The sequence below is a fragment of the Acinetobacter sp. SCLZS86 genome (assembly GCF_021560715.1).
In the GTDB taxonomy this organism is placed as follows: Bacteria; Pseudomonadota; Gammaproteobacteria; order Pseudomonadales; family Moraxellaceae; genus Acinetobacter; species Acinetobacter towneri_A.
In genome coordinates this window covers 1,773,819-1,792,916 of sequence record NZ_CP090864.1, presented here as the reverse complement: position 1 = coordinate 1,792,916, position 19,098 = coordinate 1,773,819, and the positions used below count along the sequence as shown (strand labels likewise).

13 protein-coding genes are annotated in these 19,098 nt (G+C 40.4%); 10 read left to right on the top strand and 3 right to left on the bottom strand.

Going from position 1 to position 19,098, the window contains the following annotated elements; translation table 11 throughout:
• Nucleotides 1-90: 90 nt before the first annotated feature.
• From LZP46_RS08625 to LZP46_RS08610, 4 genes are all read left to right on the top strand, one after another.
• Complete coding sequence (locus LZP46_RS08625; RefSeq protein ID WP_236095196.1) at nt 91-819, top strand: HesA/MoeB/ThiF family protein; 729 nt, start codon at nt 91-93, stop codon at nt 817-819.
• Nucleotides 820-877: 58 nt separating this feature from the next.
• Nucleotides 878-2,176: an ABC1 kinase family protein gene (locus tag LZP46_RS08620; RefSeq protein WP_236095195.1), complete on the top strand. Its 1,299-nt coding sequence runs from the start codon at nt 878-880 to the stop codon at nt 2,174-2,176.
• 152 nt (nt 2,177-2,328) lie between these two features.
• Nucleotides 2,329-2,709, top strand: coding sequence for a dihydroneopterin aldolase (gene folB / locus LZP46_RS08615; RefSeq protein ID WP_070151996.1), 381 nt, complete (start codon nt 2,329-2,331; stop codon nt 2,707-2,709).
• Nucleotides 2,666-3,103, top strand: coding sequence for a 2-amino-4-hydroxy-6-hydroxymethyldihydropteridine diphosphokinase (locus LZP46_RS08610; RefSeq protein WP_236093582.1), 438 nt, complete (start codon nt 2,666-2,668; stop codon nt 3,101-3,103). Before folB ends, LZP46_RS08610 begins: the two co-directional genes overlap by 44 nt.
• A gap of 315 nt (nt 3,104-3,418) precedes the next feature.
• On the opposite strand, the gene coq7 is transcribed toward LZP46_RS08610, so the two are convergent.
• Entirely contained in the window at nt 3,419-4,054 is a 636-nt protein-coding gene (gene coq7 / locus LZP46_RS08605) for a 2-polyprenyl-3-methyl-6-methoxy-1,4-benzoquinone monooxygenase (protein WP_236093581.1), read from the bottom strand.
• Nucleotides 4,055-4,058: 4 nt separating this feature from the next.
• Complete coding sequence (locus LZP46_RS08600) at nt 4,059-5,378, bottom strand: MFS transporter (RefSeq protein ID WP_236093580.1); 1,320 nt, start codon at nt 5,376-5,378, stop codon at nt 4,059-4,061.
• A gap of 176 nt (nt 5,379-5,554) precedes the next feature.
• Here LZP46_RS08600 and LZP46_RS08595 point away from each other — a divergent pair, with 176 nt between their 5' ends.
• The 5 genes from LZP46_RS08595 (at nt 5,555) to LZP46_RS08575 (ending at nt 16,766) form a co-directional block, all read left to right on the top strand.
• Nucleotides 5,555-8,356 (top strand): autotransporter assembly complex protein TamA, encoded by a 2,802-nt coding sequence (locus LZP46_RS08595; RefSeq protein ID WP_236093579.1) that lies wholly within the window; start codon nt 5,555-5,557, stop codon nt 8,354-8,356.
• Between the two features lie 21 nt (nt 8,357-8,377).
• A complete protein-coding gene (locus LZP46_RS08590; protein WP_236093578.1) occupies nt 8,378-12,889 on the top strand; it encodes a translocation/assembly module TamB domain-containing protein in 4,512 nt (1,503 codons plus the stop codon).
• Nucleotides 12,890-13,003: 114 nt separating this feature from the next.
• A complete protein-coding gene (locus LZP46_RS08585; protein WP_236093577.1) occupies nt 13,004-13,363 on the top strand; it encodes a hypothetical protein in 360 nt (119 codons plus the stop codon).
• 197 nt (nt 13,364-13,560) lie between these two features.
• Nucleotides 13,561-13,830: a hypothetical protein gene (locus LZP46_RS08580; protein WP_236093576.1), complete on the top strand. Its 270-nt coding sequence runs from the start codon at nt 13,561-13,563 to the stop codon at nt 13,828-13,830.
• Between the two features lie 296 nt (nt 13,831-14,126).
• Nucleotides 14,127-16,766: a bifunctional aconitate hydratase 2/2-methylisocitrate dehydratase gene (locus tag LZP46_RS08575; protein WP_236093575.1), complete on the top strand. Its 2,640-nt coding sequence runs from the start codon at nt 14,127-14,129 to the stop codon at nt 16,764-16,766.
• 411 nt (nt 16,767-17,177) lie between these two features.
• Here LZP46_RS08575 and LZP46_RS08570 read toward each other — a convergent pair whose 3' ends face one another.
• Nucleotides 17,178-18,056 (bottom strand): IS982-like element ISAba4 family transposase, encoded by an 879-nt coding sequence (locus LZP46_RS08570; RefSeq protein WP_004973252.1) that lies wholly within the window; start codon nt 18,054-18,056, stop codon nt 17,178-17,180.
• A gap of 198 nt (nt 18,057-18,254) precedes the next feature.
• Here LZP46_RS08570 and LZP46_RS08565 point away from each other — a divergent pair, with 198 nt between their 5' ends.
• Nucleotides 18,255-19,034 (top strand): hypothetical protein, encoded by a 780-nt coding sequence (locus LZP46_RS08565; RefSeq protein WP_236093574.1) that lies wholly within the window; start codon nt 18,255-18,257, stop codon nt 19,032-19,034.
• Nucleotides 19,035-19,098: the final 64 nt, after the last annotated feature.

Genomic DNA, 19,098 nt, shown 5'->3' with positions numbered 1-19,098 from the left:
AGCCGTTATACTTAACGTTTTGGTTTTGCAGCATAGGGCATTTTCTTGGAAAGCGTATTCGATACTCAGTTAGAATTGAGTGATGCAGAAATGCATCTATATAGCCGACAAATTTTATTGGATGGCTGGGATATTGAAGCACAAGAAAAATTAAAACTTGCCAATGTGCTTGTTGTGGGGTGTGGCGGGATTGGCTGTTTAAGTGCAGAATTACTAGCACGTGCAGGCGTGGGTAAAATCACACTAATTGATGCCGATGTGATTGAAACCAGTAATTTACAACGACAAATGGCTTATACCCCCGCAGATTTAGGCTTTTATAAAGCTGAAATTCTTGCAAAAAGACTAATGCAAATTAACCCTTATATCGAAATTGTTAGTTTAACCACGCTGTTAGATGCGAAAAATGCAGGTACTTTAATTGCCCAACAAGATCTGGTTTTAGATGGTTGTGATAATTTCAGCACCCGCTATCTAGTTAATCAATATTGCCGACAATTCAATGTGCCTTTACTCAGTGCCTCTGCCATTGGTTTTCATGGGCAAATGTTTATGGTTGAAGGGGACTCAGCGTGTTATGAATGTCTGTTTCCGAAAGAACAACATGCCAATGAAAGTTTGCGCTGCGCCGACAGTGGCGTATTGGCAACCACTCCCAACGTCATGGCTAGTTTACAAGCCCATCATGCTTTGTTGTACTTGGGTTTAGGCAACACCGCACTGAAACAAAAGTTATTGCTATGGGATGGTTTAAGCATGAAACAACGCTTATTGTCTTTTGATCACGATCACAACTGTCCAGTTTGTCAGGCAAGATAGCCTTTTTAGTTGGCAATTTTTTGTTAAACTCACACTACTTTTATATGACTCAGACATGATGAAAAATAATATCTGGTTAGATGGTTTACGTTCAGTTGCTCGCATGGGTGAAACTGCCGTAGTGGCAGCCAAAGCAGGCATTAAATATGCCACTGAAAAGCCAAGTAATGCCAAACTCATGCGCGAAACATTTGAATCTTTAGGTTCAACCTACATTAAACTTGGGCAGTTTATTGCCAGTACACCGTCATTGTTCCCGCGTGAATATGTCGAAGAGTTTCAAGGTTGTTTAGACCAAACACCAACTTTACCGTTTAGCTATGTGCAGCAAGTATTGGCATCTGAATTTGCAGGGCGCAATTTAGATGAAATATTTGCCTCAATAGATGAAAAGCCTTTAGCTTCAGCATCTATCGCACAAGTGCATGCTGCAAAATTGGTAAGTGGTGAAGATGTGGTGATTAAAGTGCAAAAACCGGGGGTAGAAACTATTCTCTATACCGATTTAAACGTCTTGCACTGGGCGACTAAACTGCTCGAAAAAGCTGTGCCCAAAGTCAAATTTGCGTCATTGGCCGATATTGTCGAAGAAATCAAAACCCGTATGGTGCGTGAAGTCGATTTTATTGAAGAAGCGCGTAACCTAGATGATTTTATTAATTATCTGAATTTGACCCAAAACAAAAAAGCTACTGCACCTAAGGTCTATCATCAATATTCCACCCGTCGCGTATTGACCATGCAGCGTTTGTATGGCGTACCTTTGACCGATTTTGACGTGGTGAAACAAGTATCTAACGATCCATCGCAAGTGTTGATTACTGCCATGAATACATGGTTTGGTAGCTTGATGATGTGTAACAGTTTCCATGCCGATTTACACGCAGGCAACCTGATGTTGCTTGAAGATGGGCGTGTCGGCTTTATTGATTTTGGTATTGTTGGACAGCTGAATCCTGAAGTGTGGACTGCATGTATGGCTTTTATGGATGCCTTGCAAAATACCAACTACACGCTTATGGCTGAAAATATGCTCAAAATGGGCATGACCGACAAGCAAATTGATACTCAGGTTTTGGCAGCAGATTTAGAGCGTTTATTTAGTGGCGTATTGCTGGCCGATCCTCAAGAGTTGCTGACTTCTAACCCTGCCGATTTAAATGACATTATGCTCGATATGGTTGCTGTGGGTGAGCGTCATGGGATTTGTTTCCCGCGTGACTTTGCTTTACTGTTCAAGCAAATGCTGTACTTTGACCGTTTCATGCGCGTTTTAGCACCTTATACCGATATTTATGCCGATCAACGATTGCAGATGGTACAAAGCATTGATCCGAACTTGTTGTTAAAGCATTAATTATCCATATTGGTCGAATCAAGCATTCTGTTTGCATATTTTAAAGCCACCGATCTTTTGTTTTATAAATTCAGTGTGGCTTTAAAATAGGGTAAACATCTCTTTTAGTAGACAGAGATCGAAGGCTTTAAAATGAAATATAGAGTGTGATCATGGACGCAATTATAATTGAAGGATTAAAGGTAGAAACAGTCGTGGGCTGTTTTGCATGGGAGCGTCAGATTCAACAACCGCTCATGTTGGATTTGATCATTGCCACCAATTTAAGCCAAGCTGCAGCTTCAGATGAGCTGCAAAACACGCTCAATTATGCAGAAATTTGCAGCATTTCAGCGCAAGTGATTCAGCAGGCTGCGCCAAAATTGATTGAGCATGCCGCACAATTGGTTGTGGATGCACTTTTTACGACTTTTGCAGCTATTGAATCCATTACCATCACCATTCGTAAACCTGCCATTATTCCAGAAGCCAATTCTGTAGGAATTCGTCTTGAACGCCACCGAAACGATTTTTGCCCTCGCACTGGCGAGTAACTGCGAAGCACCGCGTCAATTTAAAAACGCCTATCAGCAAATTGCAGCTTTGGGCGAAGTGCAATTTTCGCACATTTATCTGATTCCATGTCGTGATGGGATTGGTGCAGACTATTGGAATTCCGCTTGTTTGCTAAAAAGTCTTTTAAGCTTTGAGGAGCTGAACATCATTCTCAAGGAGTTGGAAGTCGCAGCAGGGCGTATACGTCCATCACATGATATTCCACTGGATATTGATATTATTGCGTGGGGTGAAAATTTAGCTCAAATGCAATTCAATCCGAAAAAACTGCCACTGGCTTTAGATGTTAAAATTCCAATGTGGGATATTTGGCAAGATGAGGCTTTTGTGCATCCAGAGCATGACTACCCAATTGTGAGTTGTGAAGAATAAATCAGCCAATAAAAGGGGTAGATTCGTACTACACATCTTTAAATTTTGGCTGTGATCTGTGATCTCGTTTCGGTTGACATCACCGTGTCATATCTTGCTGATATATTTGTATGAAAAACCATCAAAAACAATATTTTTCTGTATTTATAGGGCTTTGCACTTAAAAACTATCCACAAAATCTGCGGATAAATCTTGGGATAACTCACAATCGGCTCTTTCTCTGTTATGTCTTGATCGTTTTAATTGAGATGTTTTGTATTCCAATGACATAAAAAAACGCCCACAATCATGAGCGTTTAAGTGTTATCAATTCATTAAATATAATAACTGGTCTTGGTCATGAGTTTGGAAATCGCAGTCATGGTCAAACGTACTGGCACAGGTAAATCTACACCCCCTGCCTTGAGCGCCGTATCACGATGATGCAATTCATCTTCATTCATTTGGACTAGAATTTTACGTGAACGATCATCTTGTTCGGGTAACTGGCTGATATGATGTTCTAAATGCAAGCTCACTTGACGTTCAGTTTCTGCGACAAAACCCAAACTGTATTTATCACCTGCAATACCTGCTATTGCACCCATCCCAAAAGATAAACCATACCATACAGGATTAAGCAAACTGGTGTGGCTGTCTAACTCTTTTAATCGGTCTTCGCACCATGCTAAATGGTCTTGTTCTTCGATCGCAGCTTGTTCCATTTCACGACGTACATTAGGCAATTTCGCAGTTAAAGCTTGACCGTGATATAGGGCTTGCGCACAGACTTCGCCACTATGGTTTACCCGCATTAAGCCTGCAACATGACGTGCTTCACTCACTGCCAATTTGGTTTCAACCGTATTGCCTGGGTTTTCACGTTGAGCCGAAGTTGTGCCAGGTACTAAACTACGCAAGGCTTGGTCAAATGAATGAATAAACTTGTCGATGTCTGTGTAATGACGCATGAAATTAATCCTCCAAAGAGTCTTGTGCAGTATCTAACATTGGCTTGAGCTTTAACAAGAGCCAAAAGGTGAAAACAGCACTTAAAACAGCAGTAATACTAAATAGAATTTTTAAATCAATTTCTAAGACGCTTAAAATTAAAATCGAAAAAATGGCTGATGACACCATAAATACCGCATTTAAAATATTATTGGCAGCAACCACACGTGCACGGTGCGAACGAGGGGAATAAGCTTGCATTATGGCATATAAGGGTACAATGTAAAAACCGCCACTAATGCCCAGCAAAGTGACTGCGCACATGACATGATAATAGCTCCAGTCTTGCTGAAAGACTTCGGCTAAGCCCAAAAGTGCCCCCGTTTTTTCCGGTACAAAAGCCAATGCGCCCGCCAAATAAAAAGCAAAAATGGTTAAACCGACTGCGCCAATAGGCACCATTTTAATATTGACCTCTGTACCGCCTATTTTACGGCACAGCAAAGAACCTAAACCTATACCGACAGAAAATAGCGTCAGTAGTAAACTCACCACGTTTTCAGAGGCATGCAAGTTTTGTTGAGTGAGTTGTGGAATTTGGGTTAAATAAGTTGCCCCATAAAACCAGTACCAAGAATTGCCCAATAAAATGAGAAAAATCATGGGTAGGCTTTTGGCATATTTTAATGTCTGAAAACTGGTACGGAAAAAATTCCAGTCAATTTGAATATCGGGTGCCGTGACGCGCTGCGTCAGTACAAAACGGCTTGAGGCATAACCAATCAGTGCAATTATCACCACAGTTAAGCTAATCCAGACTAAATTTCCTGCAGATACTGAAATCACTGCACCGCCTAGAATCATCCCTAATAAAATTGCAATAGATGTACCTGACTGGAAAATTGCATTCCCCGACATCAGTTCATGCGGTTTTAGCACTTCAGGCAAAATGGCATATTTAATTGGACCAAAAAAGGTCGATTGTGCGCCCATTAAAAATAAGGCAGTCAGCAACAACCACAAACTTCCTAAAATAAAACCAACGGTACCAATCAGCATGATAATAATTTCCAGCAATTTGATGGCACGTACCAATTGGGCACGTTCATACTTGTCTGCTAATTGTCCTGCGGTGGCAGAAAAAATGAAATAGGGCAAAATAAACAGCAAGGCGGCCAAATTGTTCAGGGTGCTGACATTTGCAGATTGCTGGCTAATCAGACCATAGGTAAAAACCAAAAGCAGCGCTTGTTTATATACATTATCATTGAGTGCGCCAAAGAATTGGGTGAGAAACATCGGCAAAAAGCGACGACTCTTTAACAAATGTTCATTTTTTTTCATGCGTGATTAACTTCGTTTAGTTTTATTAAGAAATGTGACCGCTTGATATAATTGTACAGAAAATCATGTATGATGTTTTAAGTCTTTTCACTGATGAAAAAATCAAATAAATTGGTGTTTATACGCGGGTTGATTGGGGTTTTTCCATAAAAATTAAATCAGTTTAGAGTTTTTTTATGCTTGTAAATACAAACTTTAAAAAATCAGTACTGTGTTCCAGTATGCATGCCATTTTATGCTGGAATATGCCGAAAAAGCTCGGATTAAGTCTGTTTTTAGGTTTAGTTGCATCTTCAAGTTTTGCAGAAAGTCTTAAGGTACCTAACTCCAACACCCAACTCGCTGAAAATCGTACATTACTGCAGACTCCAACTGCAGAAGAAGCACAAAATTTAGCGGAAGAAATTAAACAATTGGCTGCAGCACAAGGAAAAGACAGTGCCGAAGATCTGCAAAAAATTGAAGAAGCTTTAGAGCAAACACAAACGCCTGAATTTAATAGTCTAGAAATGCTGAAACAGCAACAACAGGCAGGGGCATCTTTCGCTGAATTTCAGCCTATCGAGTTTGAAGACTTAGAAGATTTACCCATTGCACCTGTAGATCAGGGGCTTGCCAATGAAATTTTTCAAGTGGCAGAACAAGCTAAACAAGAAGCGATGCTAGACCGCAATGGTCAAGAGCCTGAAACATTGGTGCAAGATGCGACACAGCAGGAGCTACTGCAAATTGATCAAGCGCCTGTAAATGTTGATCAACTCATAACCAATATTCAGGCAGACAGAAATTTTGTAGTGGAAGCCAATCCTAACGATACCTTAATGACTGAATTGGGTTGGATGACGCAGGTCGAAAATGCCGATAAACCCGGTTTTTTCAGACGTTTACTGTATAGAGTCCGTCCACCGCGTGAGCTAAACACAGCTAAAGTGCCGCGTATTAGTGCTGATGTAGTCATTACCGCAAAAGGCGCTAATGGTACACAAGACTCAATTGGAGAAGTGTCGCCCAATGCTTATCGTACAGCGGTAGATCAGTTAAGTGCCAATATTAAGGCTAAATTGTCCAGTTTTACCCAGGAATCTTTTGCAGATTTTCCATCTGCATTGCCACAATTACGTACGCTGTCAAATCAGGCTGCGCAAGCGGTGGGTTTTTATAATGCCGAGTTTAAGTTTGAAAAACTCAGCGAAAGCCGCGTGCGAGTGCATGTTGTGCCAAATCCACCTGTGGCGATTAAACAGCAAAATATTGAATTTACAGGCGAAGGACAATACGAGGCACAATTTCAGGTTATTGGTGTCTTGCCTGATCAAGAAGTAGATGATGTGTTTAATCATGGTTTGTATGAACAAACCAAAAAACGTATTACCGATGCGGCTTCAGATAACGGTTATTTTGACAGTTACTGGCGTCTGCATGACGTGAAAGTCGCTCAACCTCAAAATACAGCCGATATCAATTTACGTTACGAAACAGGCGAGCGTTATAAACTAGGTAACGTCGAATTTCGCATGAGCGATCCAAACCAAGAATTCCCTTTGGATATGGATATTCTGCAAAGTTTGGTCACTTGGCAGGACAATGCTGACTATACTTTTTGGCGTGTGAATGGTTTGGCCAACAACCTCACCAACTCACGTTATTTTAACTACACCTTGGTGGATACAATTCGTCCTGATCCTGTAGAGCATCCTTTGGAATTGCCGCCAGATATTCAGGCTTTAGTTGATCAACAAAAACTCTCTGTTTACGAGGCCACAGCAGCCGATCAAAAACGGGTGGTATCATCTCAGGAAGTGACACAATCTGTGGTGAATGAGGCTGAGTTTGCAGGCACAGAAGAAGGTACTAGCAACGATAAACTGCGCATACTACAAGCACAGCAAGAAGATACACAATCGGAAGAAGAACGCTTAAAACAACAGGCACGTATCGACAAAAAAATTCCTGTGATTGTGACTTTAAATGCAGACCGCTTAAATAGTGCCGAAGTCGGTGCAGGTTTTGGAACTGACACAGGCGTGCGTTTGCGTGGGCAATATCGCCGTGCCATTGTCAATAAACGTGGTCACTCTTTCGATGCTAACTTGGAGCTTTCGCAAATTCGTCAAGCTATTGATGGACGCTATAACATTCCTTATAACCATCCACTGAATGATTATGTTGCGTTGGTTGGCGGTTATGAGCGTGAAGAACGTGACGATGTTGCACAAGGTGGCGGCTTGATGATTGAATCTGCGGTTGCAGGTGTTGACCGTGTGATTAAAAAACCAATGGGCAGTTGGCAACATACTTTTGGTTTACGTTATCGACTAGATCGCTTGACCGAAGATGGCACTGTGTTTTTAACTAAACCTGATGCGTTTATTGCCAATGGTGACGTCGAGCAGCAATCGTTATTACTTGGCTATGAAGTTTCACGTACCGACAGCAACCGTCGTGTTAATCCAAGCAAAGGTTTACGTCAAATTTATAAAGTAGAAATAGGAAGTGAATCACTGCTCAGTGATGCAGATTTAGCCATTCTGAATGCAGGTTGGCGTTTTATATACTCCTTGGGTGAAAACGACGACCATCAGTTTGTCGGGCGCAGTGACTTAGGTTATATCTACACCGAAGATTTTAATAAAGTGCCGTATAACTTGCGTTATTTTACCGGTGGCGACCAGTCTTTACGTGGCTTTGACTACAAGTCTTTATCACCACAAATCGAAGGCTTTAAAATTGGTGGTCAGGCTTTGGCAGTGGGTTCATTAGAATATAACTATCAATTTAAAGAGGGTTGGCGCGCAGCCGTATTTAGTGATTTTGGTAATGCTTACGATAAAGACTTTAGCAACGACACCGAATATAGCGTAGGTTTAGGGGTACGTTGGGCATCACCGATTGGTCCAATTCGGATAGATGTGGCTTCTGGCATTTCAGATGACAATCATCCAATCCGTTTACATTTCTTTATTGGCTCTCAACTATAAATTTAAGACTTAGAGAACATTATGGCTGAAGTTGAACAGCAACCAGAAATCCCAGTAACGCCACCTAAAAAGCGTCGAATACTCAGGAGTGTTTTACTGTCACTGCTGTTGATGCTGGTGTTATTGGTGTCCGCTTTGGTGTTGATGTTCTCAACAGACCGTGGCTCAAAGTTTTTATTAGATAGTGTATTGCAGCGCCAAGAAATTATTCATTATGAATATGAAGGCGGTAATTTATGGCGCGGGATTATTTTGCGCAATATCATCGTCAGCTTAAAACCTGTTGATGTCAAAATTGACCGTGCCGATGTCATTCTTGGTTGGCGTGCCATACTAGATAAAGAAATCCATCTTAACCGCGCCGATGTGCGTAATCTGCGGATTTATCCAAAAGGCCCGCCGAGTGATGATCCATTCAAATTCAATGAAATCCGTTTACCTTTTGTTTTGCGTTTAGACATTGCCGATGTCGATCATTTATTGATTCAAACCGCTTCTGGAACTCAGATCGATTTTTACGATATTCATTTAAACAATGCCTTATGGTCGGGTACAGAGCTTAAATTTGAAGACTCCAAGATGGATATGGGATATTTGAATGTACGTAATGCCACAGGCAATATGAAGTTTGAGGGTAAATATCCGCTTAATGTGGTGGGGGTTTTAAATATTCCATCTTTACATAACAGCTTAAATATTCACGATATTAAGGTGGTTGGCAAAGGCACGCTTGACACGATTCAGGCAGGTGTTGCAACAAATACGCCTGACTTGCTCACAGGATGGGTGGTGTTGCACCCTATGCGCAAACAAGTGCCCATGTTTGGTGAGTTACAATTTAAAGACTACCGTTGGCCGATTTTGACCGAGCAGGAACTTTTTACTCAAGCGGGCGCAGCCAAATTTAAAGGCGATATCGAGCTTTTAGATATTGATGTCAATACGGATTTGAGTGGTAAACACATTCCTAAAGGTCAATATACAGGTTTGATGTATACCGATTTAGTTCATCAACTAAATATCAGTAATTTAAATGCACAACTCATGCAAGGTGCAGCTAATGTGGCTGGTATCGTCAGTTGGGATAAAAAAGTGAGTTGGGATTTAACAGGACGTTTGGATAAAATTAATCCTAAAGATCCAATAATTCCTCAAGTGGTCAAAGACTTTTTACCGCCAAGTTTAGATGCCAATTTAACTTCCAAAGGTCATTTGGAAAAAGGTACGCATTTAACTGCACAAGTTGATTTTGACCAATATGAAACTTGGAATTTAAAACTCGATCAAAACCCTGCGCAGGGCAAAGCGGCGAATCCTATGCTGCTTGATGTGCGTTGGAATAACATAGACCGTGCTGTTCCGTATGTGGGTTGGTTAAAAAGTGAATCGGGTGATGTGCAATTGGCCTTACTAGAAGGTCAGCAAGATATTTTTGTGGCGACTAAAGTCAGCACACATGAAAAAACCATGTTACCTGCAGGTATGTACCAGGCCAAGCTTAATTTAAAAAATAATCGCTTAAATATTCCCAATTTTAAATTTGATACCGCAGATAGTCATTTGGCAGGCAGCGCCGTAATTGATTTGCCAACCGACAAACGTCAGTTGAAATGGAATGCAGTATTGGCTGCAAAAAACTTTAACCCACAAAGCATTAGCACCGCAGCACCTGTTAATGTGTTGAATGGACAGTTTAAAGCCAATGGTTTTGCATTGCCAAATCAGCAAATAATTCATTTGAAAGATATTAATTTGACAGGGCGTTTGGTCAACCAAAATGAAAACGTACACTTAACTGGGCAAAGCACCATCGCTTTATTATTCCATGATATCAAAGCTGGCGGTGGCTTTAAAAGTTTTGCCGTGAATTACGATGGTGGCTTAAATGCCAGTGCCATTCAAGGCAGTAAAGGACATTTAAAACTAAAATTATCAGGTACACCTGAACTAATTAAAATTAGTGACTTACGCCATGATGGGGTTGCAGGACAAATTGTCGCGGATGGTTTGCTGCATTTGAATCAGGGGGTAAGCTGGAATTTAAACGCTTCTTTAATTCGCTTTAAGCCGCACTATTTTGTGTCCAGTGTACGTGGTGAATTATCGGGTAATATCCGCACTCAAGGTATTTGGTCAGACACTCAAAAACGGATCAATATTGAACGGCTGAATTTGGCAGGCATGCTCAATAATAAACCTGTACGAGGTACGGGTAATTTAGCTATGTTGATTGATGACAATCAAAAAGGCTTTTTTCCACGACAGTTTGAAGCCAATAATCTATTTTTGTCTTATGCCAAAAATCAATTACAAGCAACGGGGAATGCACAAAATCTGCGTATTAAAGTCAATGCGCCTGCTTTATACGAAATTTATTCAGGGTTGCGTGGGCGTGCTTATGGCTATATCAATGTACAGTCGCAGCCACGCTTACAAGCCACTGCCAATTTCGCAGTTGATCAATTTAGCTTAAATAATATTTTTAGTGTGCGTAAATTGCGCCTAAAAGGTGAGCTGCCAACTTCAGAAAATACACCAACACTGATGAAGGCATCCATTGAAAATTTACGCAGTGGTAACCGCGGCATTGATCACGGGCAAATTTCTTTGGCGGGTACACGTCAGGCGCATATTTTAAAACTTGAAGCTGAAAATAAGCTGAGTAAGTTTTATGTGCAATTGGCAGGTGGTTTAAATGCACAAAATGATTGGATGGGACAAATTCAGAAAGGGGATTTTGACTCCTTAAGAACCCACTTGGCACAGCGCCAAAACGCAGCCGTTATTTATCAACATAAAACCAATGAGCTGTATGTCGGTGCGCATTGCTGGATGAGTCAGCAAAGTCAATTGTGTTTTGATCAACCTATTCGCGTGAGTAAAACCAAAGCCAATGCTTCATTTGTAACTCAAAACTTAGACTTAAATGACTTTTCTGCATTTATGCCTGAAGGTTTGGCGATTACAGGTAAGGTCAATGGATATGCCAAAGCGGCATGGGCAAAAGGACAAAAGCCAAAAATTGATGCTCATTTGGTAACGCGTGATGGCGTCATTGGACTTGCTGGGGACGATCCGCAAGATATTGGCTCTACCTTGCGCTATGAACAAGTGGCTGTGGTCGCAAAAAGCATTGCCGAAGGCTTGAAATTGCGCGTAGATGTGAAAACGCCTGAAATTGGTACGGGTTATGCGAATGTACTAATTGATCCTTATGCTAAAAATATGCCAATCCGCGGTGAAATTGCCTTTGATCAGGTACAACTCAAAGTTTTTAAACCGTTTATTGCCGATGTGCGCACAATGGCAGGCATTTTGTCTTTTGCTGGCAAGATCAACGGGACTTTAACATCACCATTGCTTACAGGTGAAATGCGCCTGAAAGATGGTGTGATCAGCATGATTTCTTTGCCTGTAAATCTGACCAATGTGCAGGTCTATTCATCTATCCGCCAAGATCAGGCCAGTATTAATGGTGCATTTAACAGTGGTGGTGGTGTTGGCCGTTTAACGGGCAATGTAGATTGGAAAAATGAGCCACGAATTCAGTTAAATCTAAACGGTAAAGATTTATTGATTCGTCAAGCACCACTGATTACTGCAACGGTTACGCCAGATGTATCGTTAGATGTTTTACCTTTCCAGAAAAAACTGAATTTAAAAGGGCGTGTGGATGTACCTCGAGCTTTGATTTCTATGCCTGAAGTTTCTTCACCTGTGGTCAACGTTTCTTCGGATGTGCGTGTGGTGCATGAGGGACAAGATCAGCTGGCGTTGTTGCGTTCAGCTCGTCCATGGGATATTCGTGCCGACCTTGAGCTGAATTTAGGTGATCGCGTTATCTTCCAAGGGTTTAATAGTCGTATTCCACTGCTTGGGCGTTTGTATTTATCGCAACGTGGTTTGGAAACTGCAATGCGTGCCAATGGTGCGATTGGGGTAAGCCAACGTGTGAAAATTGAAGCCTATGGACAAAGTCTGGATTTGAACCGTGCAATTGCGCGTTTTAATGGCCCAATTTCTAACCCAACTTTAGACATGGATGCCAATAAAAATGTACAGGGCAGTATGGTCGGCTTTAGAGTCACAGGCACAGCCAGTAGTCCGAATATTCAGGTGTATAACGATGCAGGCTTATCTGAACAAGAAGCATTAAATGCCTTGATTACAGGTCGTATCAATGAAGGTACCAGTGGCTTGAGTCAGACCGAAAGCTTTAAGTCAGACGTCAATAATACCATTGCCGCGGCTGGTATTAGTATGGGCTTAGGGGGTACACGTGCTTTGACTAATCAAATTGGGCGTACTTTCGGTTTAAGTGGTTTGGCGCTTGATGCTCAGGGTACAGGAGATGATACCCAAGTCAGTTTGACGGGTTATATTACCCCAGATTTGTTTATCCGTTACGGTGTAGGGGTTTTCACACCTGTTAATAAATTGACTTTGCGTTATCAAATGAACAAACGATTGTATTTGGAAGCCAGCCAAGCTTTAGAACGCGCTGTGGATATTTTCTATAACTGGCGTTTCTAAAAGCAACCTTACTAAAAAGTGCGTTCAACCAGAGCGCATTTTTCAAACTTGTGTATGGATGGTTGCGTATTTATGCCAACTTTTGATTATCATAAGCACAACAGGAGAGCTTCAATGAAAAAGATTTTAGTGGTGACTGCAGTGCTTGCATTAATGGGCTGTGCAGAAAAGAAACCCTTAACCCCAGAAGAACAATGGCAAGGCTATTGTAGAAGTGTTGGCAACGCAGCGCGTACCATTATGCTAGATCGTCAAAATGCGATTGAAAAAGAAAGTGCCATAGAACATGCCAATAAAATTGAAGATGACATTACCCGTAATTTTATCTTAGAGATTATTGCGCAAGTCTATGCATTACCAATTGAAGAAATTAATGCTGATGTTGATGCGGCACGTGAAAAAGTCCGTACGCAATTTACCGAAAAATGTATTGCGACACCGCATGATAAAATGCCTAATTACAAACCGTTCTAAAGGAACGGTTTTTTTATGAATTAAAATTGAAATATGTTTTGTACTTCTACTATCTTTTATCAAAAAATAGCCTAAGTTAATCAAACGTCTAAAACAAAATAAATAACAAATAAATTGTGACAAGATCTAAATCTTAAAACTAGTAAAGCTTATCTTTTTCATGAATAATTAAAAAACAACAACAGTAGGAGCGCATAATGGAAGTAGTTGCTTACCTGCATAATGCTGATTTGCTCTTAGAAGATGAACAAGGTGTCGCGGTGATTGGCGGCAGTTATTATGTGTTGAGTTTAGGTGATCGGGTGTATTTACGTCAGCAAATTGATGCACCTGCAAAGATATATCAAGTTCAAATTACATTTACCAGCGCAGAGCATTGCATGCTGCATGAACATGAAATTCAAGTCAAGTTTGAAGGTAGTCGTGAACAATTACAGCACTATCTTCAAGCCACAACGGTACACTAAGGTGGAATATCATTCATTCATTAGAACAGGCAACATGAGTGTTGCCTTTTTTACGAGTTAAACTTTAGGCGAAAAGTTAGTGTACATACAGACAAAGTTAAAATTAAGTCGTGTTTTGTCTGTAAATTGAACAATATGCGCATCATTTATTTATAAAATAACGGGCATCACGAAGAAACACTCTAGTTGCATTAACTTTTAACTGGAATTTTAGTAAAATTTAGCAGTCCATATTATTTGTGATGCTTTAAAAGCAGGAATACGTAAATGATTTTTTAAAAAAGAGGAATAACACCGTGCTAGAAGCTTACCGCCAACACGTTGAAGAACGTGCCGCACTCGGAGTCCCACCGAAGCCACTTGACGATGTGCAAACAGCTGCATTAGTTGAATTATTAAAAAACCCACCAGCTGGCGAAGAAGCTTATTTAGTTGATTTGATTGAAAACCGTGTGCCTGCAGGTGTTGACCAAGCGGCATACGTTAAAGCTGCTTTCTTAGCTGCTGTAGCAAAAGGTGAAGCAACCTCTCCACTCGTTTCTAAAGAGCGTGCTGTTTACTTACTAGGCACAATGCTTGGTGGTTACAACGTAGCACCCTTAGTAGACCTTTTAGACAATGCTGAATTGGGTGGCTTAGCAGCTGAAGCATTGAAAAAAACTTTGCTTGTATTTGATGCGTTCCATGACGTAGCAGACAAAGCAAAAGCAGGTAACGAAAACGCGAAAGCAGTTTTACAATCTTGGGCTGATGCTGAGTGGTTCACTAGCCGTAAAGATGTTCCTGAAGAAATCAAACTTACAGTCTTCAAAGTTACTGGCGAAACCAACACTGATGACTTATCACCAGCACAAGACGCATGGAGCCGTCCAGATATACCATTGCACGCAAATGCAATGTTGAAAAACGTACGTGATGGCATCAACCCAGAAGTTCCTGGTGAAGTTGGTCCATTAAGCCAAATCAAAGACCTTATCGCCAAAGGCAACCAAGTTGCTTACGTCGGTGACGTTGTAGGTACAGGTTCTTCTCGTAAATCTGCGACTAACTCTGTACTTTGGTTCTTCGGTGACGAAATCGCACACATTCCAAACAAGAAAGAAGGCGGTTACTGCTTAGGCGGTAAAATTGCGCCAATCTTCTTTAACACAATGGAAGATGCGGGTGCTTTACCAGTAGAAATTGACGTTTCTAACATGAACATGGGTGATGAAATCACGCTTAAAATCGACCATGCTGCTGCTAAAGTAACAGCGTTCAAAGACGGCGCACAAATCGCTGAATCTGAACTTAAAACTCCAGTGCTTCTAGACGAAGTACGTGCGGGTGGTCGTATTAACTTGATCGTTGGCCGTGGTTTGACAACTAAAGCGCGTGAAGCTTTAGGTCTTGCACCATCTACTTTGTTCCGTACTCCAGTTCAGCCTGAAAACACTGGTAAAGGCTTCACTCAAGCTCAAAAAATGGTAGGTCGCGCTTGTGGTCTTCCAGAAGGTCAAGGTGTTCGTCCAGGTACTTACTGCGAACCTAAGATGACTACTGTTGGTTCTCAAGATACAACAGGTCCAATGACGCGTGACGAATTAAAAGATTTAGCTTGCTTAGGTTTCTCTGCAGACTTAGTGATGCAATCTTTCTGTCACACCGCTGCGTATCCAAAACCAGTTGACGTTCAAATGCAACACACGCTTCCTGACTTCATCATGAACCGTGGTGGTGTTTCTTTACGTCCAGGTGACGGTATTATCCACTCTTGGTTAAACCGTATGCTTCTGCCAGATACAGTAGGTACTGGTGGTGACTCACATACTCGTTTCCCAATAGGTATTTCTTTCCCTGCGGGTTCTGGTCTTGTAGCGTTCGCTGCAGCAACTGGTGTTATGCCACTTGACATGCCTGAGTCTGTACTTGTGAAGTTCAAAGGTAAAATGCAGCCTGGTATCACTTTACGTGACCTTGTACATGCGATTCCTTACTACGCAATTAAAGAAGGTGACTTAACTGTAGAGAAGAAAGGTAAGAAAAATATCTTCTCTGGTCGTATCTTAGAAATCGACTTAACAGAAATGGAAACTGACTTAACTGTTGAGCAAGCATTTGAATTGTCTGATGCTTCTGCTGAGCGTTCAGCTGCAGGTTGTTCTATCACACTTTCTGAAGAGAAAGTTGCTGAATACCTTCGTTCAAATATCACCATGCTGAAGTGGATGATTTCTGAAGGTTATGGCGATGCGCGTACTATGGCTCGTCGTGTTGAGAACATGGAAAAATGGTTAGCGAACCCATCACTTCTTAAAGCTGATGCAGACGCTGAATACACGAAAGTGTATGAAATTGACCTTGCTGACATCAAAGAACCAATCCTTTGCTGCCCGAACGACCCAGATGATGCAAAACTTCTTTCTGACGTTCAAGGCGACAAAATTGACGAAGTGTTCATCGGTTCTTGTATGACAAACATCGGTCACTTCCGTGCTGCTGGTAAGTTATTAGACAAAGTTCCTGGTGGTTCTTTATCTACTCGTCTATGGTTAGCGCCGCCAACTCGTATGGACGAGCGTCAACTTATGGAAGAAGGCTTCTACAACACTTATGGTAAAGCGGGTGCGCGTACAGAAATGCCAGGTTGTTCATTATGTATGGGTAACCAAGCGCGTGTAGCACCGAACACAACTGTAGTATCTACTTCTACACGTAACTTCCCGAACCGTTTAGGTCAAGGTGCGAACGTTTACTTAGCTTCTGCTGAGCTTGCATCTGTTGCTGCTGTACTTGGTAAGCTACCAACACCAGAAGAATACCAACAGTACGCTTCTCAAATCGATAGCATGTCTGCTGACATCTACAAGTACTTGAACTTTGACCAGATGGAAAGCTATACAGACGCTGCTGCGAAAGTAGACACCAAGAAAATTGCTGCTGCTCAGTTGACCTAAGATGGGAAAAGCTAACACAAGAGCCAATCTATGATTTGTTTGAGTGTTGAGCAATAAGCAAGATCAAAAAAGGGCTGATTATTCAGCCCTTTTTTTTATGCGTAAAATTTCAATCTAATAATGAATGACATTTAAAACAGCATAGATTGTGATATTTCAGCTTGCCTAACTTATTTAAAAATAGGGGCGCAAGCTATGAAATAAATTAGAATTTAACTTATTAAAACAATATAAATTTGCCTATCAATACCGTTTGTCATAAAATAATGTAAACTGCGTCACAAAATATGGTGGATTAATGCTGGTATTCAATTTTAATTATAATTTTTGGTAAAAACTTTATTGAAATGAACTACTTAGTTTTAATTTTAATGAAATTGGATATTTTTTAATAACTTACTATAACCCCAGTTACGGATAAGCCAAAGATTTAATCACATGAATTTTAGGCTTATTCTTTTGGCAAAGTTGATACGCACATAGTGAAGAAAATACGCCTGCTAAAAAACCAGCAATCGAACGATGTTTACTCGTAACTAAGTGATATTTTTCTTTCAATAATCCTATCAATGTTTCAATTCTTTTACGTTGTCGTAGATGAAATTCATCAGAAAATGGCAATAAGGTCACTCTCATATTTTTTCTTGGATAAGTAATTAAATCAATGCCTTGCTCTTTAAGTGTTTCTTTCAATGGTTGGCTAATGTAGCCTCTATCACCATAGACCGTTGCTGATAAGCCATTCACTAAATCCTCAACTTTTTTAAGATCAGCAATATGTCCGTTTGATAAATCTGAATTTACAATTTCACCCTCTTGATTCATCAGCAAGTGTAATTTGCAACCATAAAACCAGCCCATCGTACTTTTACCACGAGAAGCAATCTCATCTAAAGCATGATGACCTTTAGGGATTCTTTTATTTTTACAAACAGGTAAAGGTGTTGAATCAATCCATAAATATGAACTTTCATCTTTTTGGCTCAACGCATAAAGCAAAGCATGAATAGCAAGTTGGTGCTGATTGATGAGGGTAATCAGGTTTTTATAACAAGGCAAGTCTTTAAAGAGTTTGCTTTCAAACTGACAAAGCAAGTTAAAAAACATCTTAAAATTATGTACTTGAGATGTTTTATAGTAGATGGAGATAGCCACAATTTCTGATAAAGATAGCGTTGCTTGTCTGATACGTTGACGTTTGTTTTCTTGCTTGAGAAATTGCCAATAGATGGGTTCAAATTTTTTGAAAAAATCATCAACAATACAAAAAATTTCTGTAAAATCGTACATGGTAGTTAGAGCCTTTGGGTTGTGTCGTAACTTTCTAAATGGCTCTAACTACCTTTTTTTCAAGGGCTTTTCTTATCCGTAATTCGGGTTACTATAATGATTGTAAAATTATGTAATTAAAATGTGTCATATTATTAATGCATTGACCAATTAAAAAAATTTTGCGTCTCTCTTTAAATATGAAACTGGGTTGTTTTTATGAATTTAATAGAAACAGTTTTTGACTTTAAAGCGCTTTCAATGCAGCAGCAATCGTATTTTTTTGAAAAAATTTATCAATTCGATCAAAAAATCTTTCCAAATTCGAGTTTAGAAGAATTTAAAGCCTTTGTTTATGACCCCGATGCAATCGCAGTCACGGTTATTCAATATCATGATCGAGATCAAGTGGTTGGGCAAAATGTTATTCCTTTTATTTTGATTCATTATAATGAACAGCCTATGCATGTGGTCAATTCACGAGCGGGTTTTTTGTCTGAATATCAAAAACAAAATTTGACGATTCCAAGTGCAGTCAAAGCCATGTTGAATCGACGCTTAAAAAATCCATTTATTCCATTGTGGTTTGTGATTAGCATTAATCAACCGAAGATTTATTCTTTGTTTGCTTCGCGTTCTAAAAGTTTTTTCCCAAGAGTCGGGAAAACTATGCCTAAGGAATATCATGAAGTTTTGCAGCTTATGGCGGCACGGTATCCTGAAATTCAAAAGCGCGGTGAAGGCGTATATGTGCATGAAACTCATTCTCCAGCACGAAGTTTTGAGCAACTGATGCATTTGAGAATTCCGCAAGATGTACATTCCAATTTCTTTTTGCAGCACGCGCCTGATTATTTTGATGGTTGGGGCATTATGTGTATTTGTAAATTAGACGGTAAAACTTTATCCGAAACAGTACTCAATTTAGCCCTGAACCGTAAAGTGGATGAGCTACTTTTCACATCGAAAAACTGTAATCCTCTGTACGTATCCTGTTGACTCTATACTGCAGTAGATGATGAATTTGGGCAGTGATGGGGTGTAACCATCATCTTCACCAAAG